We start from the raw sequence: 19,592 nt of genomic DNA, 5'->3' as shown, positions 1-19,592 counted from the left end.
CAACTTACTTTTAGGAGGAATGATCAAATGACAATCTTAAAAGAATTTACGTATTCAAAACGGTTTCCAAAACTCCCTTTAATCGCAGCTGCTTTTGCCGATCAGCATCCCGATTTAATCCCGCTGGCCTTTGGATTGCCGGCCAAAGAATCTTTTGATCTCTCCCTTATGATCGAGTCCTCCGTGGAGGCGATTAAAAAAGGGGGAGTCAAACCGCTCGAATACGGGGGTGGGGCAGGGCCTACTGTCGTTGCGGAATGGATTAAACAAAGGTCCATGTTGCGTTCCGTGCGTGCTGAAACGAATGAAATACTCGTTACAGCCGGCTCAAGCCAAGCAATCGATATCGCGACCAGAACCCTGACAGACCCTGGCGATCATGTATGGGTAGAAGGGCCGTCCTTTTTCGGGGCCATCCGCCAGTTTTTATTGGCAGAAACAAAGTTGACTTCCTTTCCGGTCGATGAAGATGGGTTAAGGGTTGATTTGGTGGAGCAAAAGCTGCAGGAAGTGAAAGAAAATGGTGGCCACATGCCAAAAATGGTTTATGTCATGCCAAATTACCACAATCCAACAGGGGTTAGTCTTTCGATTGAAAGAAGAAAGAGACTCGCGGAATTGGCGTATGAATATAACTTCTATGTCCTTGAGGATGATGCCTATGTGGAGTTAAGTTTTACCGGGGAGTATGTCCCATCCATTTATTCTTTTGGACCAGAACGTGTCGTTTATTTAAGTACGTTCTCAAAAATTGTCGCACCGGGAATCCGCATGGGCTGGGCCGTAGCGAGTGAACCCTTGATAAATAAAATGCGAATGTTAAAATCGGATGGCTCGACGAGTGTGTATGTTCAAGAAGTGGTTTCGCAATTTTTATCAACGATTGATTTTGATCAGCATGTAGACTTCCTTAACTCCATTTATCGGTCAAGAATGGAAGCCATGGTAGTGGCTATTGAGGAATCCTTTGAGGAGGAAGTTTCTTATATTGTGCCTGACGGGGGCTTCTTCCTCTGGTTAACCTTCCCGGAAGGAACAGATACGAGTCAGTTTATGCAGCAATCACTGAATAAAGGCGTCAGCTATTTAGATGGAGCCCATTTTTATTTGAATGCCGATGAGAAAAATCATATCCGACTCGGTTTTACCTACTGCAGCGAGGAAGAAATTAAACGGGGGATTGAGCGTTTGGCAGAATCTTATCAAGAATATAAACAAAGCATGTTCGTCTTAGAGGGGGGAAATAAATGAAGGTAATGACCAAAAAAGTTTCTCCTTCCATTTACATTCGTTATGATCTTCCGGAGGTATATCTGAAACAATTTAAAGAGATTTGTCCGAATATTGTGGTAGAGCCGTGGAAATTTGATGAACCTGAGCCAGAGGTGACCGTAGATTTATCAGATTGCGAGGTTGTATTAACCCTGGGTATGCGTGATAACCTCAACATATTAAAAAAAGCCAAAAACGTAAAATGGGTCCATTCCGTTAGCGCTGGATTGGATGCGATGCTCACCGAAGAGGTGAAAAACAGTGACGTTATCATTACTAACGCCAAAGGATGTACCTCTGTCCCCATAGCTGAACACACGATTGCATTAATCTCCGCATTTGCCAGAGCGGTACCGGCAATGGTGAGAAACCAACGAACGCAGGACTGGTGTAAAGTGCTGCCAGTCAGAACGCTTGCAGGCTCCACTGTCGGGATTATTGGATACGGAGAAATCGGCTATGAGATTGCGAAACGATGTAAAGGGTTAGATATGAAGGTGATTGGCTGCCGCAGGAATCCTGCTAAGAAGAACAAGGAATACGAACCTGCCGATCTAGTGGTGGGTATGGATCAGGTGGATGACGTCCTTTCAAAATCTGATTATGTCGTTATTGCGCTTCCTTCCACAGACGAAACGATCCATTTTATGAATAAAGAACGCTTTGAAAAAATGAAAAAGGACAGCTATTTAATCAATGTTGGACGCGGGAACACGATTGCTGAAGAGGATTTAGTGGAATATTTGCAGAGTGGAATAATAGCAGGGGCGGGGCTGGATGTATTTGAAGTCGAGCCATTACCAAAAGATCATCCGTTTTGGTTTATGGATAATGTGATTGTCTCCCCGCACAATGCCTACAACTCTGCAAATCATTCAGAGCGGGTTATGGAATTAATTTTAGAAAACCTAAAACGTTTCTATGCAGGGAAACCGCTCCTTAATGTAGTAAACAAAGAATTAGGATATTAGGATCGTTTTTTAAAAATCAGGTTCTTTCACAGGAACCTGGTATTTTTTTATGCATAAAGAATTTTCAAATAATTTTTATTAACTATTGTGAGTTTTTCAGGTATAATGTTTCAAACAAGATTGAGAGGTTTAAGAGATGAATGCATTTATAAAAGACCAAATTGAATTATTCCAAGAACAAAATAAGAACCGCGGCCGGCTTCTAGTAAGCTGTCCGGACCAGCCAGGCATTGTTTCTGCCATTTCAAAATTTTTATTTTCCCATAATGCCAACATTATTGAATCCAGCCAGTATTCCACCAATCCTGAGGGAGGCATCTTTTTCATTCGGATTGAATTCGAGTGCCCTGGGTTAACGGAAAAAGCAAAAGATATGGAAAGCCAGTTTAATGATATTGCTGAGAATTTTTCGATGGAATGGAAATTTACGCATGTCCACAATATCAAGAAGGCTGCGATCTTTGTATCGAAAGAACTTCACTGCTTGCTCGAACTTTTATGGGAATGGCAAAGTGGAGATTTAATGGCTGACATTGCTCTTGTCGTGAGTAATCATGAAAATGCACGAGAGGTCGTTGAGGGGCTTAATATCCCGTTTTATTACATACCGGCTAACAAGGAAATTCGTCAACAAGCAGAAGCCGAACAGCTTAAGCTTTTAAAAGAGCATGAGATCGATTTCATCGTATTGGCTCGTTATATGCAAATTTTAACGCCGAATTTTATTGAGGAAAATCCAAATAAAATTATTAATATTCACCATTCGTTTCTACCTGCGTTTGTTGGGGCCAGGCCGTATGAGCGCGCGTTCAATCGCGGGGTGAAATTAATTGGTGCGACCTCGCATTATGTGACCAATGACCTTGATGAAGGCCCGATTATCGAACAGGATATCAGCCGGGTAGGCCATCATGATAATGTGGATAGTCTTAAAAAAATCGGCCGGAGAATTGAACGAAGCGTGCTGGCTCGGGCTGTAAAATGGCATATCGAAGACCGAATTATTGTTCATCAAAATAAGACGATTGTGTTCTAATTAATAAGATTATTGGACAAATTAGTGTTTATAAGAAGGAAATGTCCATTAAGGAGACAGCTATTAGACAATTTATCCAAGGATTCGCGAAATTTGTCCATTAGCTGTTTTCTAAAAGACAAATTCAATAGGTTAGAGGAAACTTTGTCCAATAGGCCCTCCCTATTGGACATTTTTTCGGTTAAAAAGAAGTAATTGTCTTATAGCGTTGTACCTATTGGACAATTTATCCAAGGATTTGTGTAATTTGTCCAATAACTGTCTTATAAAAGACAAATTCAATAGATTAGAGGAGTTTTTGTCCAATAGACCCTGCCTATTGGACATTTTTTCAATTATAATAAAGAATCTGTCTTATAGAGTTAAACCTATTGGACAATTTATCCAATCATTCGTGAAATTTGTCCAATAGCTGTCTTCTAAAAGACAAATTCAATAGATTAGAGAGATTTTTGTCCAATAGACCCTGTCTATTGGACATTTATTTAATTAAATAGTTAAAACATCTGCACTGATCATGACCTGTGGTCCATGAGAAATTCCAGCGATCAATTTGCCCTCCGCATTTAATTCTTTGACAAAACGAACCACATTACTTAAGGGTCTTAAGTTTCAGTTAAGGAAGTCATGTTATACTCTTACTCGTTAGTTACCTAAGCTACTTCAATACCAGTCATCCTCAAATTTTAACAGAAGAGAGGGGAAACTATTGAGAAAGAGATTAGATTGGTTAGATATTGGCAAAGGATTAGGAATGCTGCTGGTAATGTTAGGACATGCAGATATTCCAGCTCTTTTAAAAACATATATCTATACCTTCCATATGCCATTATTTTTTTTCCTATCAGGGTATTTATATAATAAAGATAAATTTCCAAACCTAAAAGTCTTTTTAATTAGAAGAACGAAGTCATTAATACTCCCATATTTGTCTTTTTCCCTAATCGCGTATCTTTGGTTTTTATTATTAAATCATTTAGGGCTTGTCAGCTATGAAAACAACTTATTCACTCCGTTAATAGGTTCATTAATAGCAATAAGAAAATCCATTTGGACCGTTCATACCGGTGCACTATGGTTTGTCGCCTGTTTGTTCTGTACGGAATTATTGTTTTATTTTATTGCAAAAATGGGAAGAACAAAACTGACCATTGGAATCTTATTGTTAGTAAGTTCAGCTGCAGGCTGCATTTATAACAAGACGGTTGGACAGCCTTTGCCTTGGAATCTAGATGTTGCCCTAATTAGCGTTGGATTTTATGGTGGAGGTTATTTATACAAGGAATACAATAAAAGGTTTGAAATCTTTAATCATCTAAAAACCTTTGTCCTTTTGTTTATCGTTAATATCTTAATTGGATACTTAAATTATGCTCTTACAGGTGAAAGAGTTGATTTTTATAATAGCAGTTTAGGCAATATCGGGCTTTTCTATCTATCTGCTTTTTCAGGAATTGGTGCATTTGTCATATTAATTAAGCATTTGAAGAAAAATAGGTTTCTGCAATACATTGGAAAGAATTCTTTCATTTATTTAGCTTTCCACCAAAAAATCGTATTTTTTATCTTTAGTTTAATGATTCAGAAATCGGTTTTAAATATTGAAACGATCTCAGACTATCCGATTGTGGAAGGATTGATATACACATTGATTACCGTGGTCATATTGATACCAGCAGTATATGCCATCAATCATTATTTCCCATTCATGTTAGGGAAAACAACAAGAAAGGGCAGTAGAGAACTTTCATTGAGTACAAATATATAATTTAACAATTTGTTCATAATTTGGTAATAATTCATGGGCATCCTACCATCTGTAAACAAAAACCACTTATTAGGAGGAAGTTACAAGATGAGAAAGATGCTGATGAATTATTTTTTTGCCCCTGCTTTATTGATTGGTCTTTTGGGTCCAATCCAAGCGTTTGCGGCAACACAGACAAATGAACAACAAAATCAATCAGCAGAGGCCCATGGCCATGGACATGGCCACGGGCATTTCAGACCCAACCCTGAGTTTATAAAAAGTCAGGCAGAGTCGCTAGGGATTAAGACTGACGGCAAAGATACAGAGACGATTGCCAAAGAAGTTAGAGCAGCCATGATTAAAAAGAGAGCAGAGGAGCTCGGGATTAGTACGAAAGGGAAAGAGATTGATTCCTTAGCCAAAGAGGTTTTTGAAAAACAAATAAAAAATGAGGCTAAAAAGTTAGGGATTTCTACAGAAGGAAAGGAACTTCGTGATGTAGCCCGTGAAATCCAGGAAACTCAGATAAAAGAAGAAGCGAAAGAATTAGGGATATCAACGGAGGGAAAGGACCTCCGTGATGTGGCTCGTGAGGTACGTGAAACACAAATAAAGAAAGAAGCAAAGGAATTAGGCCTATCCACAGCCAATAAGGATTTTCATCAACTCGCCAGAGAAGTCCGTGATAAAAAGATCTTCCAAGCAGCAGAGGAGCTAGGAATCGACACTAAAAATAAGTCCGCGGACGAGCTATTCCAAGAAATCATGACCAAGCATGCAGATAAGGTTGATAAGCTAGATCTGTTTCCTCATAGAGGACACGGAATGCATTTTTTCTTTAAGGGTCCAAAAGAAGGATAATAGAAATGAAGAGGCTGGCCCAAAAGGATAACTAGGGCAGCCTCTTTTTTCAACATAAGGACGGTCATGCTTCAAACGAATATCTTGGATAATTAAGGAAAAGATAACATTAAAATTAAACTAGGCTAGGATTGGTAGAATGATAAGAATGATGGCAATCTCACTCGCGGTTTTAGTCATTTGTATCACAATCTGGAATAAAGCCGCTGCCGAAATGGAAGATAAAAGATTAGGGATCAAAACCATCAGCATAAATGAAACGAAAGAAAATGATGTGCAATTTAAGCCCAATATCGTTTATTCAAAACCAGGGAATAAGGCCTTAAACATGCATTTGCTGATTCCGAAGAATGCCCCGTCACCACGCCCCTTGATTATCTATATCAAAGGGGGAGGCTGGGGCAGAAACCATCCACAGAAAACATTTATCTTTATACCGCAATTGGTTCAGTTCGCCAAAAGCGGATATGTTGTGGCAAGTGTGGAACATAGGACGAGCCATGAAGCCAAATTTCCTGCCCAGCTTTATGATATAAAAGCAGCTATCCGCTATCTTAAGGAACATGCTGAGCAGTATGGTATCGATTCCGAGCGAGTAGGCGTTTGGGGGAGCTCTTCGGGCGGTCATCTGGCAGCGTTAGTTGGCACAACCGGGGGTGTAGAGCAGCTTGAAGGGCAATCAGGGAAACTGAGTGAAGACAGTTCAGTGCAAGCCGTTGTCGATTGGTATGGTCCAACTGACTTTTTACAAATGAGTAAGTATCCTGCTTCTATCGACTTTGATGCTCCGGATTCACCTGAATCGATGTTAATCGGCGGCCCAATTCAGGAAAACGAGGAAAAGGTAAAAAAGGCAAACCCGATTACCTACATCACCCCTGATGACCCGCCGTTTTTAATCATGCATGGGGACAGGGATCGGAGAGTTCCATATAACCAAAGTGTTTTACTGTATAGTGCTTTAAAAAAGGCACATGTCGAGGCATCGATGTACAAAATCCAAGGCGCGGGGCATGGAGGGTTCGCACGCCCGGTCATCCTAAATACGGTTCAAGCATTCTTTGACGACCATTTAAAAAAGAGAAGGTGACCAAACGGTCACCTTTTTCACATTTCGTAACTAAAAATGTTAAAACTTATCTTTATTTTATTAAAACTATGGTCACGGATAGTTCATACTTTTTCGATTAAATAAAAGGACTTAGTATTCTAATAAAAATTTAATCAAGGAGGTCATTTCCTATTTGAAAAAGACGCATCTTTACGAAATAGATTTCATGCGGACATATATCATGCTGGGGGTTCTTTCAGTACATACGATGACCATCTTTACTAATCAAATGGACGATGAGAGTATTACTTCTTTAGCGATGTCAGCTGTCCACTCTTCTATGCATGTTACCCGGCTGGCGTTTATGTTCATTACAGGGTTAGTTTTATTTATTACTTACTATTATAGAGAGTTTCATATTCTTTCTTTTTGGAAAAAGAGATTGGTGTTAATCGCCATCCCTTATTTATTTTGGAATGTAATCTATCTTCTGTTTCGCAGCAGCTATTCATCAGAATTAACGGGCTCTTTTTCAAGCTTTATGAAGGAATTGGGTACATCCCTCATGCAGGGGGATGAATTTTACATCTATTTCGTGTTAATTAGTTTTCAGTTTTATCTTGTATTTCCTTTCCTGCTGTATGGGCTGAGGAAGTTTGAAAAATGGCATCTTCAGATATTTATTGGAAGTGTCATTCTGCAATTAGTGTTGATGACATTTTATAAATTTGGCATCCCGCACCTAAACAGAACGGGTTGGCCGTATTTGTTTTCTCATTATGGAGTATTTGTCCTGACTTATCAATGCTGGTTTATCTCTGGAGGAATGGTCGCATGCCATTACGAAAAAATTTGCCAATTCATTGAAAGGCATTCCCGAGCGATCATTTGGACCCTTTTAGGCAGTGTTGCGGTTATGTGGGCCTACTATTTTTACAATCGCTTTGTCCTTTTGCTGACGGAAAATAAGGCCCAAGAGCCCCATCAGCCTTTATTTCTCCCCTATAGTTTACTGGTGATCACAGTACTCTTTATGTTGGGAAGAAAGTGGTCACACAAACGTACCGAGGAAAAAATGCATTACTTTAGCAGCTATATTATGCTTGCTTCTCACACCTCATTTGGAATGTTTCTCGTTCAGCCATTTCCATTGTTCATCATCAAACAAATCGTGCCGTTCTTTGACGATGTCAAGTGGCTGTATGTGATTCTACTGCCGGCCTCCATTTTGTTTGTATATGGTTCATCCATGTTTCTTTCCTATTGGCTCAACAAAATTCCGCTGATTTCCTTTGTGGTTGGGAAAAAATCAAAGCTGCAAACCAGGGTAAAAACAGTTCCCGTCCCTGGAAAATTGTAAATTTAGGAGATGATTAGATGTCTGAATTAACAGATAGACTTACGTACTCGTTTTTTATACCAAAACCCATCATCCATGATGAGGAACAATGGTATTTTACTAATAATTTATTATCTGATATTTCAAAAGTTCAAGATTGCCTCGCGGGTGCAGGAATTCAAAAAGGAGACCGGGTGTTAGTAAGTATCCCTAATTCCTACAAATTTATATGTCTATATCTAGCTATTATCGATTATGGTGCAGTAGTTGTTCCTATTAATCCAGAGATGCCGGAATATGAACTTATGGCCTTCCTGCATCGATCCCGAGTTGTGAGTGGTTTTATTGGAAGTCACCATTCATCCATATTATTAAAGGAACAGGCGCAGAATTTCGCCTTGAAGTCCTTTTTTTCTGTTGAAGAAGAAGCGATTTTAAAAAATAAGTATGATTACAGCGGATCAGAATGGCTGGAAAAGGATATTAGCGGAAAGATTATCAATCGTGTACCCTATGAAACTTTCGAAAATTCCTTAGCAGTCTTGCTTTATACCTCTGGGACAACAGGAAAGCCGAAAGCTGTGGGTCTAACCCATGGGCAGATTTTAGCAGCGATAGAGAATATCATTACATCACATGAATTAAGTGCAAAAGACATCACTTATTGTTTTTTACCTTTATTTCATATTAATGCTCAAGTTGTTGCGGTCCTTTCCACGTTATTATCTGGAGGAAAGATCGTCATCGCAGCTAAGTTCAGCGCCTCAAAGTTTTGGAATGTGATAAATGAACATAATGTAACATGGGTTTCTGCGGTGCCAACCGTAATCTCCATACTATTGAACTCCTCTCGACCAAGTCATATTTCGGAGCGTTTACGGTTCATTAGGTCCGCCTCCTCCCAGTTGTCGATGGTGATCGCACGGCGCTTTGAGCAATCGTTTGGGATTCCCCTTATCCAATCCTATGGCATGACAGAGGCAGCTAGTCAAATATGTGTCAATCCACTGCCTCCTGGAAAAAGGGTCTTAGGATCTGTCGGGCGGCCGGCAGGGCTGCAATTAAAAGTGGTGGATCCAAATGGCGAGCAATGTTTGCCGAATAAGATTGGAGAAATAGCCATTCAAGGAAAAAATGTGATTCATCACTACATCGAAGCAGATAATCAGAATGACTTCCAGCACGGGTGGTTCCATACAGGTGACCTGGGGTATGTGGATAAAGACGGGTATGTGTTCATTGTCGGCAGGATCAAAGAAATGATTAACCGAGGCGGGGAAAAGATCAGCCCATATGAGGTAGAAGAGGTGATCCGCCAATTACCAGCCATCAAAGAGGCTGCTGTTATAGGAATGCCGAACCCGCTATATGGGGAAATGGTCGTGGCTTATATTGTTAGCCGCAGCAGCCAAGGAAACAGCGACGACGTCACGAAAATGGTAATGGACCATTGTGAAAAAAAACTATCAAGCTATAAATGTCCAGCTGAAGTTTATCTAGTAGAAGAAATCCCGGTTGGTCCAACTGGGAAAATTCAACGCTCTAAATTAAAAGAAATCAGTACCGAAACTTATCATAATCAAACATCAAACCGAATATCGGGATTATTCAAATGAGAATAGGGTTGTGGAAAAATAGTGAAAAAGAATAGAAGAGTCATTTTGATATTTATTAGTTTTATGCTACTTAACATCTTTATTGCGGGATGCAGTAATAGTGCCAGCGAAGCGAATAGTGATACAACCAAAAGCGAAGAAAAGGTGGTACGGATCGGCTATCAGAAAAATGGCCCGCTTTTTATCGTCAAATCATTAGGAACACTCGATCAACGCTTAGAGGAATTAGGCTATAAAGTGGAATGGAAAGAATTCCAGGATGGCCCTTCCCTTCTTGAGGCCCTGAATGCAGGAAGTATTGATTTTGGACGGGTCGGTAATACACCGCCGATTTTTTCCCAGGCATCTGGTTCAACCTTGAAGTATGTGGCTGCAGGAGCTTCCAAATATGAAGGCAGCGGGATCCTGGTAAGTAAGGACTCCTCCATAAAATCTCTTGAAGATTTAAAGGGGAAAAAGGTTGCTTTTTCAAAGGGATCGAGCTCCCATTATCTAATCGTCAAGGCGTTAGAAAAAGCAGGGCTTACACTGGATGATATTGAACCCGTTTATCTAGCACCAGGCAATGCCCGAGTCGCCTTTGAACAAGGCCAAGTCGATGCATGGGCCGTTTGGGATCCTTATACGGCTTCAACAGAAGTGAACTCCGATGCTAAATTACTAGTGAATGGAGAGGGATTAACAACCGACCGTGATTTCTTCGTTGCCTCCGAAAAATTTGCCAGTAATCAACAAGCTGTGATCAAAGCGATGCTTGAAGAAATAACAGACGCGATGGATTGGGCTAACAACAATCATCAAGAACTCATTGATATGCTTGCAAAGGCACTAAAAATGGACACCGAATCTGTTACTAAGACAGTCGAGCGCCGTGTCTATGGTGTAGAAGAGATTACAGATGAAATTGTTACGGAGCAGCAGGAAATTGCTGATTTATTTTATCAGTTAAAAATTATACCTAAGAAGATTACTGTATCAGAAGCAATGAATGTTAATTAATGGAGGTAAAAGTATGTTTAGGAAATCTTGGGGAGCTAAGTTGCTCCCTTGGCTCATTCCTGCGCTTGTCCTGATTTTATGGCAAGTTTTTAGCTCGGCTGGCATTATTCCTGCTAAGATCTTGCCATCACCAATTGCGGTGATGAACGCGGGAGTGGAACTTTCTGCATCTGGAGAATTAGGGGATCATATATCGATCAGTTTATATCGAGCTTTAGCCGGATTTTTCATTGGCGGAACAATTGGCTTGGCCCTTGGGTTGTTTAACGGTATGTTCAAACCCTTTGATTTACTGTTTGATACAACCATCCAAATGTTAAGGAATATCCCTCACTTAGCTCTCATCCCGCTTGTCATCCTATGGTTCGGTATTGATGAAACATCAAAGATCTTCCTCGTAGCGCTTGGTGTACTTTTTCCTGTTTATATTAATACCTATCATGGCATTAAGTCAGTGGATAAAGGGTTGATTGAAATGGGCCGGGCCTATGGTTTAAAAGGATTTTCCCTATTTATTCATGTCATTTTTCCAGGTGCGCTATCTTCTATTTTAGTAGGAATTCGTTATTCGCTTGGAATCATGTGGACGACATTGATCGTTGCTGAAACCATTGCAACTAATTCGGGAGTAGGGTATATGGCGATGAATGCGCGGGAGTTTATGCAAATGGATATCATCGTCTTAAGTATCATTATATATGCCTTACTGGGCAAGCTTTCTGATTGGATTGCGAAATTATGTGAAAATAAATGGTTAATGTGGAGACAGTTGTCGTAGGAAATTTGTGAGAGGGGGAAAAGGCAAATGGAAAAGAAGGAATTGTTAGTATTACAAGACGTTCAAAAGGGTTATAGCAATCTTCCCGTTTTAAAAGGGATTAATCTTTCATTTAAAGAAGGGGAATTTATTTCGATTGTGGGGAAGAGCGGTTGTGGAAAAAGTACCTTGCTTCGAATGCTTGCTGGGCTGGAATCAGTTAGTGGCGGCAATATTTTGATGAATGGAAAAAAATTAGAATCATTAAACACGAATGCTCGAATCATGTTCCAAGATGGAAGATTATTACCCTGGAAGAATATCATCCAGAACATAGGACTTGGCCTCACAGGTGATTGGAAAGACAGGGCAATGGAGGCATTACGCAGTGTTGGCCTTGAAGACCGCGCTTCAAATTTCCCGTCTTCCCTTTCCGGGGGACAAAAGCAGCGAATTGCATTAGGACGGGCGCTTGTCCATGAACCCCAGCTCCTTCTATTGGATGAGCCCCTAGGTGCCTTAGATGCACTCACAAGAATGGAAATGCAAAAACTAATAGAGTCCATCTGGGCAAACAAGCACTTTACGACTGTACTGGTCACACATGATGTGGAAGAAGCCGTTATGTTATCAGACCGAGTTATTGTTTTAAGGGATGGGAAGGTCAGCATGAATCAAACGGTTAATCTGCCGAGGCCAAGACAACGATCCAATCCTGCTTTTAATAGTTATGTAGAAGAAATATTAGATCAAATTATGTCTGAAGAAAAAAGTCTTAAAAAAGTCGCCTACAAGGTTGTTTAGTGACTATATAATTAGAAAATTACAAGCAGGGTCTAGTTTTAGATCCTGCTTGTTTTATTTTTTATCAATTATTTTCGCTAATTGTTTTAGTGTTTTTAGGTACTAATGGGATTTGGTTATAAATGTTCACAATTAGGCGTGTGATTGGCTTCAATGTGGAACTGAATTTATAAACAAGGGAGCTTACCGCAATTCCAACGATCATGCTGCCAAGTACATCAAATGGATAATGATGACCTACATAAATACGAGAAAAACCTGTTAGTATGGCAAAAACGAGCATACCAAAACCTATTTTTCGGTGGCGTAGCAATATGGCAAGGGCTAGGGAAAACGCACCTGTCGTGTGGTCACTTGGAAATGAAGCATCCTTTGCATGTTGAATTAGCGGATGGACGTGATGTGTAACAAATGGACGTGGTTCATAATAAATATGACCGAGAACAAAATTTATGAGTAAACCTATACCACCAGTTATTGCTGCATAAACCACCGAATATTTATACTGTTCTTTACCTAAAAACCACATAAGCAGCAAAACTACAGCAAAAACAATCAATGCATATTGTGTGGTGAAGACCATTACCTTGTCCATAATGGGGTGATGTCCTGCAAGTTGGTTGATTGCCTTAAATATTTGATAATTCATTCTATCCCCTCATCTCCGAATTAAAGAATGTTTTGTTCAAACTGAATTGGGCAATCTAATCATACAAATAAACATTTAGGTTCTCCTTAACAAAGCATTAATAATTCATTAAGATTTAAAACTCCTATTTGGTTAACAGGGGATTATTTCTGTTTAAACAATAGGCTATAAATGATAATATGAAATTAAAAAAATCAAAGGATATCACAAATGGATTGGAAACCTGATCGAAACTCAAAAACACCAATTTATAGACAACTTGCCGAGTATATTGAGAACGGAATTGCTGATGGTACATTTCCGCCGGATAAGCCGCTGCCTTCTGAAAGAGGTTTAGCTAAAGAGCTTGGGGTTAATAGAAGCACAGTCATTGCTGCCTATGATGAACTCGAATCCAACGGACTCATTAATCGAAATAGGGGAAGCGGGACGACCGTCAGCAAAGATATTTGGGGAATGACTAAGAAACGGATTCCAAGCTGGAACCGGTATATTGAGGCAGGTTCATTTTTGCCTAATTTGCCTGTCACTCAAAGGATTCACAAGGAAATGGCAGAGCAGAAACTCATTAATTTAGCCAGCGGGGAATTATCTCAGGATCTTTTTCCGATGAACTCACTGCGAGAGATTACCGCCAATCGATCCTTTATCGGGTCCTTAGGTTATGATCATCCCCAAGGCAGCGTCATCCTTCGTGAGACCCTAACGAATCATGTCAAACAATTCCGCGGGATTGAAACGGACCCTTCTTCAATCCTAGTTACATCAGGGGCGCAGCAGGCCTTGCATCTCGTTGTTCAATGCCTTTTAAAGCCGGGGGATGCCGTTGCCATCGAAGCCCCTTCCTATCATTATAATTTGCCTGTTTTTAAATCAGCTGGCATCAAAACGTATCCCTTAAAGGTAGATAAGGAAGGGATCAACCCAAACGATATCACCGAATTATATAAAAAACATCGAATCAAAATGATTTTTTTGAATCCCATTTTTCACAATCCGACTGGAACTTTAATGGATGAAGAAAGACGGAAAAAGGTGCTGGAAATATCCTCTGAATACGGGATCCCAGTTGTGGAAGATGATCCATACAGCTTAACATCATTTACAGGGGAAAAAATGCGGACGCTTAAATCATTTGACCAGCATGGAAATGTGCTTTATATTAGTTCGTTGACCAAGATAGTTGCTTCAGGACTAAGAATCGGCTGGATTATCGGACCAAGGGCGGTGATTGAGAGGCTGTCTGATGCCAAACAGCAAGTAGATTTTGGACATGCAAGTTACAGTCAATGGATTGCAAATGACTTTTTAGACTCGACGGAGTTTGAATCCCATATCAAGCATCTCGTGAAACAGTTAGAAAGCAGAAGAAATCAAATCGTTGATAGCCTTGAGTCAAATTTACATGGACTCGTTGAATATACGATTCCAAATGGCGGTATTCATCTATGGTCCCGGATAAAAAAGGAAGTTAATGAAATCCAGTTGCTTGAAGAATCGATTAAACGAGGAGTTATTTTTGTTCCGGGTTCGACGATGGGCTCCGGAAAAGGATTTGTCCGTTTTACCTTTTCAAGGGAAAAGGAAGAAAATATTCATGAAGGAATTAAAAGATTTGCAGATGCCCTTCATACCGTATTAACCTAAAAGAAAAAGGATAGCTGAATACAGTAACTGGTTTGGTTTTAAAGTAGGAAAGTAAATTAGCAATATATTTCAGAGTTCAATTCGCATATGAATTGGACTCCTTTTATTTGTTAGTATATAGGCATTTTCGTATTATTAGTAGGTTTTTAGAACATATAATATACACTGTTTCTGATGGAAACAAGAAAAATGATATAGTTGACCTTAACATAATTTCGTGTTAATTTGTATATGCAAATGATTAAAAGGATCTGATTAAATGAATGAAGAAGAACAGGTATTAATTCATTGTCTTTACTTTACAGCCAGCCGGTTTGCTCGTAACATTACAAAATTAGCCGAAAAAACATTTGATTTTGGTGACTTAGCTCCTTCATATCTTTACATGATTATGATTGTGAAATTCCATCCGGAAATCACACAAAAGGAACTATGCCACAAGTTATCCATAGCGCCTTCGACAAGTACGAGGTTTATTGATAAACTTGAAAAATTAAAACTGGTCACCAGAAAAATGGATGGAAAACAAACGTTTATCTCTTTAACTGAAGAAGGAGAAAAAATGTACCATCAATTTCGGGTTTCTTTAAAAGAATTGTTTACTAGCTATTCCAGTGTCTTAGGAAGCGAATTCAGTAAAGATTTAAGTAAAATGCTTCACGAAGCAAGCAATAAGCTAGAAAAAGATCAATAATTTTTTTACCCTTTCATTTGCATATACAAATAAGTTGGAGGCTGTTGTTATGTTGGAAAAGATTTTGCTAATTGTCGGTGCTGGACCAGGGATTAGCTTAAATACAGCAAGGAGATTCGGAAAAGAAGGCTTTAAAGTTGCTCTGATTTCCCGGAGTATGGAGTCACTACAAAAATATGAATATGAACTTAAACATGATGGGATCGAAGCAAAAGGATTTCCAGGGGATGCCTCTTCAGAAGAATCTTTAAAAACAGCCATTAAGACAGTAATTAAAACTTATGGAAAAATTGATGTACTTTTATATAATGCTGCTTCAGGAAGACCAGGCAAACCAACAGCATTAAGCGTTGACCAATTAGTAGAAGATTTTAAAATCAGTGTAGCTGGAGCTCTTACTAGTGTAAAAGAAGTGATTCCTCATATGGAAAATGGAACAATTTTATTAACGGGCGGAGGATTAGCTCTTCACCCCTATGCTGACTATTCTTCCTTAGCGATTGGAAAAGCAGGAATTCGCAATTTAGCATACAGCTTACAACAAGAATTGAGCCCTAAAGGAATTTATGTTGGAACCTTAACCATAAAAGGGTTTGTACAAGAAGGAACCTACTTCTCAGCTGAAAATATTGCGAATGCATTTTATAGCATGTTCGAAAATCAAACGGAAACAGAAATTATATTTGAAGAAAAATAAAATTTTTTAAAACTACATTTGTATATACAAATGTAAAAGTTCTCGGATGAAAAATAAGTGTATTCAAAACTAGAAAAAAAGGAGACTTAAAAATGAAAACTCTTGTAATTATTACCCACCCAAATTTGGAACAATCTCGAATTAACCGCACTTGGATGCAGGAATTGAAAAAACACGAAGAAATTACGATTCATACTCTTTATCAAACGTATCCGGACGGGAAAATAAACGTAGCACACGAGCAAAACCTATTAGAATCACATGACCGTATTATTCTTCAATTTCCATTCTACTGGTACAGCACGCCTACTTTGTTAAAACAATGGCAGGATGAAGTGCTCTCTTACGGCTGGGCTTATGGAGAAGGCGGAAACAAGCTTCACGGTAAAGAACTAGGTCTTGCGATTTCAACCTTTGGGCCGGAAAATTCTTATCAGCCTACTGGCTACAATCATTTTACTATGGAGACTTTAACAACTCCTTTGCAGCAAACAAGCAACCTCATAGGTACTCGTTTTATGCCGTTATTTGTGCTCAATGGTGTTATGCATGTCACAGATGAACAACTTGAAGAAAATGCAAAAGCCTATGTAAATCACGTTCTTCAGCCATCTTTAATAGAAGCTTAATTAAAATATTTAAATAAAGGTATTTCTTCCACTGAAATACCTTTTCATGATTTTTGTTTACATATACAAACAATTGAAAGGTGATCAAAATGAAAACATTAGTTATTGTTACCCATCCAAACTTGGAACAATCGAAGGTAAATAGAACCTGGATGAACCGTCTTCAACAAGAAGAAAATGTTACTGTCCATAATCTATATGCACATTACCCAACATTTGAGATTGATGTGGAAACAGAACAGCAGCTCCTAATGGAGCATGATCGTATCGTTTTGCAATTCCCATTCTACTGGTACAGTTCACCAGCTTTATTAAAACAATGGCAGGATTTGGTTCTTACTTACGGTTGGGCATATGGATCAGAAGGAACGAAATTGCGCGGCAAGGAGCTTGTGTTAGCTATTTCAACTGGCGGACCAGAATCAGCCTATCAAGCTGGAGGATATAATTACTTCAGCTTGAGCGAATTAACCAAACCATTCCAGGCAACCGCTAACTTAACCGGAATGAGGTTCTTGCCTACTTTTACGAAGCAGGGAGTACGCCTATTAACGAACGAACAAGTCCTCGAAAGTGCAGAAGAACTGGTACATCATTTGAAAAATAACTATTAGAAAAGGGGTCTTAATCAAGCCTAGAATCCTCTTTTAAGGGCACCAAGTTTTTTAAGATATGTACTTCCTTCCCGACCCATAGCAATGACATGATGACGCTAAAAAAACACCTTGACCTCAACTTAGGTTTAGGTTGTATATTCTTAATTGTATTAATCAATATAATATTGGAGGAAAAAAATATGACAAAATACGCTTGTAACAGGGGCAAATAAAGGTATTTTAATAAAAATTCAACAGAAAATTGCAAGACTTGAACGTGAGATGAAAAAATGATTGAAAAAAGACCAACGTCACACACGTTTGGTCTTTTTTCAATTGTTTTTTAGATTTCTCTTTTAACACAACTACTTTTTAAAAAGTTAGGATGATCTTCCTTGCTGTATCGATACCGTTTTGGATACAGTCTGGAATACCAACTCCATAATAGGAACAACCGGCAAGGATGATTCCAGGGTAATCGGCTGCCAGTTTGCTTTCAAGCGATTCTACACCTTTTGGATGGGAAATCAAATAATTTGGCATTTGATCGGCCCATTTCGTCACTTCGCTGGCAACTGGTTTGGCAGTGATCCCGAGACTTTTGTAAATATCCTCTAACGCCATCTCAAGCAGTTCCTCTTTCTCCATTTTTTCTAACGAAGCGTAGGCAGGATGGCTGTTTTTATAAAACAGTCTGACAAGCAGGTTTCCGGAACCTGACGTATGCTCCCACTTCCGGCTTGTCCAAGTACAGGCATTGCAGGACAATTCATCCGTATTTGCAGCAATAAAACCTGTTCCATCTGAAGGGAGCAGACTGTCAGGCACGTCAAATCCCATATACACACTGATAAGTGAACTGTTTTTGAATTTGGAGAATTCATTTATAAGTTCTAAATCATCGATTAGCTTTTCGGCAGCTGTATTCGGAATACTAAGTACGACGTAATCCGCTTCGATGATTTCCTGATTGTCTAGAAACACTTGATACCCGCTCTTGCTTTTTTCAATTTTAACCGCCTTTGTTTTGGTTAAGATTTCTGTATCATCCAGCTTTTCCTCAAACGCGTCAATAATTGATCCCAGACCATTTTTAAACGAAATAAACTTTCTTTCTCCGCCTTTAAATCTTTGTTTATTGGCCTCGAGCCCTTTAATAATACTTCCGTATTGTTCCTTATAATCGATCAAATAAGGAAGGGTAGAGGCAAGTGTTAAATCAGTTAATTTTCCGGAATAGACGCCTGAAAGGACAGGGGCAATTTGTTTTTCGACCAGTTCTGTCCCTAGAAAATGCTCAAGAAAAGAACCGATGGAATCGTTCTTTGTGAAAGTTTCATTTTTTGTATAAAAGTCCTTCAGTGCCGCGACCTTTCCTTCTGCAGAAACGAGCGTGCTTTTCGCCAAAGATTCAATACTTGCAGGAATACCGAAAACGGCATCCTCAGGAATTAACTTTAATTCTCCATCTGAATATATGTAGGAACGGCCTGTCGCATTGAAGACCACTTCATTTTCTAAACCAAGTTCTTCGATTGTTGTCATAGTTTCCATTTTACGGGCCACGATGGAATCCGCACCCGCTTCCATCACAAATCCGTCCTGTTTAATGGTTCGGATTTTCCCGCCAAGATGCTCTGACGCTTCTGCGAGCACCAGCCGAACATCTGATTTATGTGATTTTTTCCATTTTTGCAATTCATATATGGCGGATAATCCCGTAATCCCGCCGCCAATTATTACAACTGTTTTCAATCTTGCCACCTCTAATGTCATATCAACTTTGCCCCTCAAGTGTACCATAATGGGAGGGACTAGACACTTTCCCTGTTTTCCTCTTCATCATTATAGTGTATTTAGAGATACTTCGCTAATTGAGCTCCATATTGTCATGGGGGCGTTAAAAAGGATATTTAATATTTAAAGAGAATTATATTCAAAATGAATATAGATAAAGGAGATTAACATGAAGCTAGTATTGATATTTGGTCCGCAACCTGGGGGAAAGGCTTAAACGAAATAAAAGTCCTCATAGACTTGAACATAAGCCTACCAAAAGAAAAGTTGAATGTTCTGAAAATGAATTAAAAAAGACGATGAAGAAACATAGATTAAATTCATTAGAAGGGGAAATCAAAAAGAAGGAGTATATAAAAATAAATAATACTAAAATAAGTGCAGAACAAGTCGCGGAAATCATTAAAGACACATTTCAATTATAAGG

At 39.1% G+C, this 19,592-nt stretch carries 19 protein-coding genes and 1 pseudogene; 17 read left to right on the top strand and 3 right to left on the bottom strand.

Going from position 1 to position 19,592, the window contains the following annotated elements:
- The first annotated feature begins 27 nt into the window (after window positions 1–27).
- The 3 genes from GXK58_RS12040 to purU all read left to right on the top strand — a co-directional run bounded on the left by GXK58_RS12040 (window position 28) and on the right by purU (window position 3,279).
- Complete coding sequence (locus GXK58_RS12040; RefSeq protein WP_160723087.1) at window positions 28–1,251, top strand: aminotransferase-like domain-containing protein; 1,224 nt, start codon at window positions 28–30, stop codon at window positions 1,249–1,251.
- Window positions 1,248–2,243: a D-2-hydroxyacid dehydrogenase gene (locus tag GXK58_RS12035; RefSeq protein ID WP_237389643.1), complete on the top strand. Its 996-nt coding sequence runs from the start codon at window positions 1,248–1,250 to the stop codon at window positions 2,241–2,243. The genes GXK58_RS12040 and GXK58_RS12035 overlap by 4 nt, the downstream gene beginning before the upstream one ends.
- Window positions 2,244–2,379: 136 nt before the next feature.
- Complete coding sequence (gene purU, locus GXK58_RS12030; protein ID WP_160723085.1) at window positions 2,380–3,279, top strand: formyltetrahydrofolate deformylase; 900 nt, start codon at window positions 2,380–2,382, stop codon at window positions 3,277–3,279.
- Window positions 3,280–3,768: 489 nt separating this feature from the next.
- On the opposite strand, the gene GXK58_RS27640 is transcribed toward purU, so the two are convergent.
- Window positions 3,769–3,870, bottom strand: coding sequence for a hypothetical protein (locus GXK58_RS27640; protein WP_337248177.1), 102 nt, complete (start codon window positions 3,868–3,870; stop codon window positions 3,769–3,771).
- Between the two features lie 118 nt (window positions 3,871–3,988).
- Here GXK58_RS27640 and GXK58_RS12025 point away from each other — a divergent pair, with 118 nt between their 5' ends.
- From GXK58_RS12025 to GXK58_RS11990, 8 genes are all read left to right on the top strand, one after another.
- Window positions 3,989–5,047, top strand: a complete 1,059-nt coding sequence (locus tag GXK58_RS12025) for an acyltransferase family protein (RefSeq protein WP_160723083.1) — start codon at window positions 3,989–3,991, stop codon at window positions 5,045–5,047.
- 87 nt (window positions 5,048–5,134) lie between these two features.
- Complete coding sequence (locus GXK58_RS12020) at window positions 5,135–5,890, top strand: hypothetical protein (RefSeq protein WP_160723081.1); 756 nt, start codon at window positions 5,135–5,137, stop codon at window positions 5,888–5,890.
- A 139-nt stretch (window positions 5,891–6,029) separates the two neighbouring features.
- Window positions 6,030–6,980 carry an alpha/beta hydrolase gene (locus GXK58_RS12015; RefSeq protein WP_237389642.1) on the top strand — a complete coding sequence of 317 codons (951 nt, stop codon included), beginning with the start codon at window positions 6,030–6,032 and terminating at the stop codon, window positions 6,978–6,980.
- A 154-nt stretch (window positions 6,981–7,134) separates the two neighbouring features.
- The gene (locus tag GXK58_RS12010; protein WP_160723079.1) at window positions 7,135–8,301 is read left to right on the top strand and encodes an acyltransferase; all 1,167 of its coding nucleotides are present in this window, start codon (window positions 7,135–7,137) and stop codon (window positions 8,299–8,301) included.
- A 17-nt stretch (window positions 8,302–8,318) separates the two neighbouring features.
- A complete protein-coding gene (locus GXK58_RS12005; protein ID WP_160723077.1) occupies window positions 8,319–9,896 on the top strand; it encodes an AMP-binding protein in 1,578 nt (525 codons plus the stop codon).
- A gap of 21 nt (window positions 9,897–9,917) precedes the next feature.
- Window positions 9,918–10,895, top strand: a complete 978-nt coding sequence (locus tag GXK58_RS12000; protein ID WP_237389641.1) for a sulfonate ABC transporter substrate-binding protein — start codon at window positions 9,918–9,920, stop codon at window positions 10,893–10,895.
- Between the two features lie 13 nt (window positions 10,896–10,908).
- Window positions 10,909–11,673, top strand: a complete 765-nt coding sequence (gene ssuC, locus GXK58_RS11995; RefSeq protein WP_160723075.1) for an aliphatic sulfonate ABC transporter permease SsuC — start codon at window positions 10,909–10,911, stop codon at window positions 11,671–11,673.
- A 27-nt stretch (window positions 11,674–11,700) separates the two neighbouring features.
- Window positions 11,701–12,456 (top strand): ATP-binding cassette domain-containing protein, encoded by a 756-nt coding sequence (locus tag GXK58_RS11990; RefSeq protein WP_160723073.1) that lies wholly within the window; start codon window positions 11,701–11,703, stop codon window positions 12,454–12,456.
- A gap of 64 nt (window positions 12,457–12,520) precedes the next feature.
- On the opposite strand, the gene GXK58_RS11985 is transcribed toward GXK58_RS11990, so the two are convergent.
- Complete coding sequence (locus GXK58_RS11985; protein WP_160723071.1) at window positions 12,521–13,105, bottom strand: undecaprenyl-diphosphatase; 585 nt, start codon at window positions 13,103–13,105, stop codon at window positions 12,521–12,523.
- A 210-nt stretch (window positions 13,106–13,315) separates the two neighbouring features.
- On the opposite strand from GXK58_RS11985, the gene pdxR reads away from it, so the two are divergent.
- From pdxR to GXK58_RS11960, 5 genes are all read left to right on the top strand, one after another.
- The gene (gene pdxR / locus GXK58_RS11980) at window positions 13,316–14,752 is read left to right on the top strand and encodes a MocR-like pyridoxine biosynthesis transcription factor PdxR (RefSeq protein ID WP_160723069.1); all 1,437 of its coding nucleotides are present in this window, start codon (window positions 13,316–13,318) and stop codon (window positions 14,750–14,752) included.
- 259 nt (window positions 14,753–15,011) lie between these two features.
- On the top strand, window positions 15,012–15,446 hold the full coding sequence (locus GXK58_RS11975; RefSeq protein WP_160723067.1) for a MarR family winged helix-turn-helix transcriptional regulator: 435 nt from the start codon (window positions 15,012–15,014) through the stop codon (window positions 15,444–15,446).
- Between the two features lie 49 nt (window positions 15,447–15,495).
- The gene (locus GXK58_RS11970; protein WP_160723065.1) at window positions 15,496–16,143 is read left to right on the top strand and encodes an SDR family NAD(P)-dependent oxidoreductase; all 648 of its coding nucleotides are present in this window, start codon (window positions 15,496–15,498) and stop codon (window positions 16,141–16,143) included.
- 92 nt (window positions 16,144–16,235) lie between these two features.
- Window positions 16,236–16,772 (top strand): NAD(P)H-dependent oxidoreductase, encoded by a 537-nt coding sequence (locus tag GXK58_RS11965; protein WP_160723063.1) that lies wholly within the window; start codon window positions 16,236–16,238, stop codon window positions 16,770–16,772.
- Window positions 16,773–16,861: 89 nt separating this feature from the next.
- Window positions 16,862–17,386 carry an NAD(P)H-dependent oxidoreductase gene (locus tag GXK58_RS11960; protein ID WP_160723061.1) on the top strand — a complete coding sequence of 175 codons (525 nt, stop codon included), beginning with the start codon at window positions 16,862–16,864 and terminating at the stop codon, window positions 17,384–17,386.
- Window positions 17,387–17,740: 354 nt separating this feature from the next.
- Here the strand turns inward: GXK58_RS11960 and hemG are convergent, their stop codons facing one another.
- Window positions 17,741–19,123: a protoporphyrinogen oxidase gene (gene hemG, locus GXK58_RS11955; protein WP_160723342.1), complete on the bottom strand. Its 1,383-nt coding sequence runs from the start codon at window positions 19,121–19,123 to the stop codon at window positions 17,741–17,743.
- 230 nt (window positions 19,124–19,353) lie between these two features.
- Here hemG and GXK58_RS11950 point away from each other — a divergent pair.
- Window positions 19,354–19,590: pseudogene (locus tag GXK58_RS11950) on the top strand (shikimate kinase); the annotation flags it as partial.
- Window positions 19,591–19,592: the final 2 nt, after the last annotated feature.

Origin of the sequence: Bacillus sp. USDA818B3_A (assembly GCF_009928415.1) — a bacterium.
Taxonomy (GTDB): domain Bacteria; phylum Bacillota; class Bacilli; order Bacillales; family Cytobacillaceae; genus Neobacillus.
Note: the sequence above shows the minus strand (reverse complement) of the source record. Positions and strands in the feature narration are given on the sequence as shown.

Bases quoted from the DNA above. Each gene is read 5' to 3' on its own strand.
- GXK58_RS12040 (WP_160723087.1), top strand. From the start codon at position 28: ATGACAATCTTAAAAGAATTTACGTATTCAAAACGGTTTCCAAAACTC.
- GXK58_RS12035 (WP_237389643.1), top strand. From the start codon at position 1,248: ATGAAGGTAATGACCAAAAAAGTTTCTCCTTCCATTTACATTCGTTAT.
- purU (WP_160723085.1), top strand. From the start codon at position 2,380: ATGAATGCATTTATAAAAGACCAAATTGAATTATTCCAAGAACAAAAT.
- GXK58_RS12020 (WP_160723081.1), top strand. From the start codon at position 5,135: ATGAGAAAGATGCTGATGAATTATTTTTTTGCCCCTGCTTTATTGATT.
- GXK58_RS12015 (WP_237389642.1), top strand. From the start codon at position 6,030: ATGATAAGAATGATGGCAATCTCACTCGCGGTTTTAGTCATTTGTATC.
- GXK58_RS12005 (WP_160723077.1), top strand. From the start codon at position 8,319: ATGTCTGAATTAACAGATAGACTTACGTACTCGTTTTTTATACCAAAA.
- ssuC (WP_160723075.1), top strand. From the start codon at position 10,909: ATGTTTAGGAAATCTTGGGGAGCTAAGTTGCTCCCTTGGCTCATTCCT.
- GXK58_RS11990 (WP_160723073.1), top strand. From the start codon at position 11,701: ATGGAAAAGAAGGAATTGTTAGTATTACAAGACGTTCAAAAGGGTTAT.
- GXK58_RS11985 (WP_160723071.1), bottom strand. From the start codon at position 13,105: ATGAATTATCAAATATTTAAGGCAATCAACCAACTTGCAGGACATCAC.
- pdxR (WP_160723069.1), top strand. From the start codon at position 13,316: ATGGATTGGAAACCTGATCGAAACTCAAAAACACCAATTTATAGACAA.
- GXK58_RS11975 (WP_160723067.1), top strand. From the start codon at position 15,012: ATGAATGAAGAAGAACAGGTATTAATTCATTGTCTTTACTTTACAGCC.
- GXK58_RS11970 (WP_160723065.1), top strand. From the start codon at position 15,496: ATGTTGGAAAAGATTTTGCTAATTGTCGGTGCTGGACCAGGGATTAGC.
- GXK58_RS11965 (WP_160723063.1), top strand. From the start codon at position 16,236: ATGAAAACTCTTGTAATTATTACCCACCCAAATTTGGAACAATCTCGA.
- GXK58_RS11960 (WP_160723061.1), top strand. From the start codon at position 16,862: ATGAAAACATTAGTTATTGTTACCCATCCAAACTTGGAACAATCGAAG.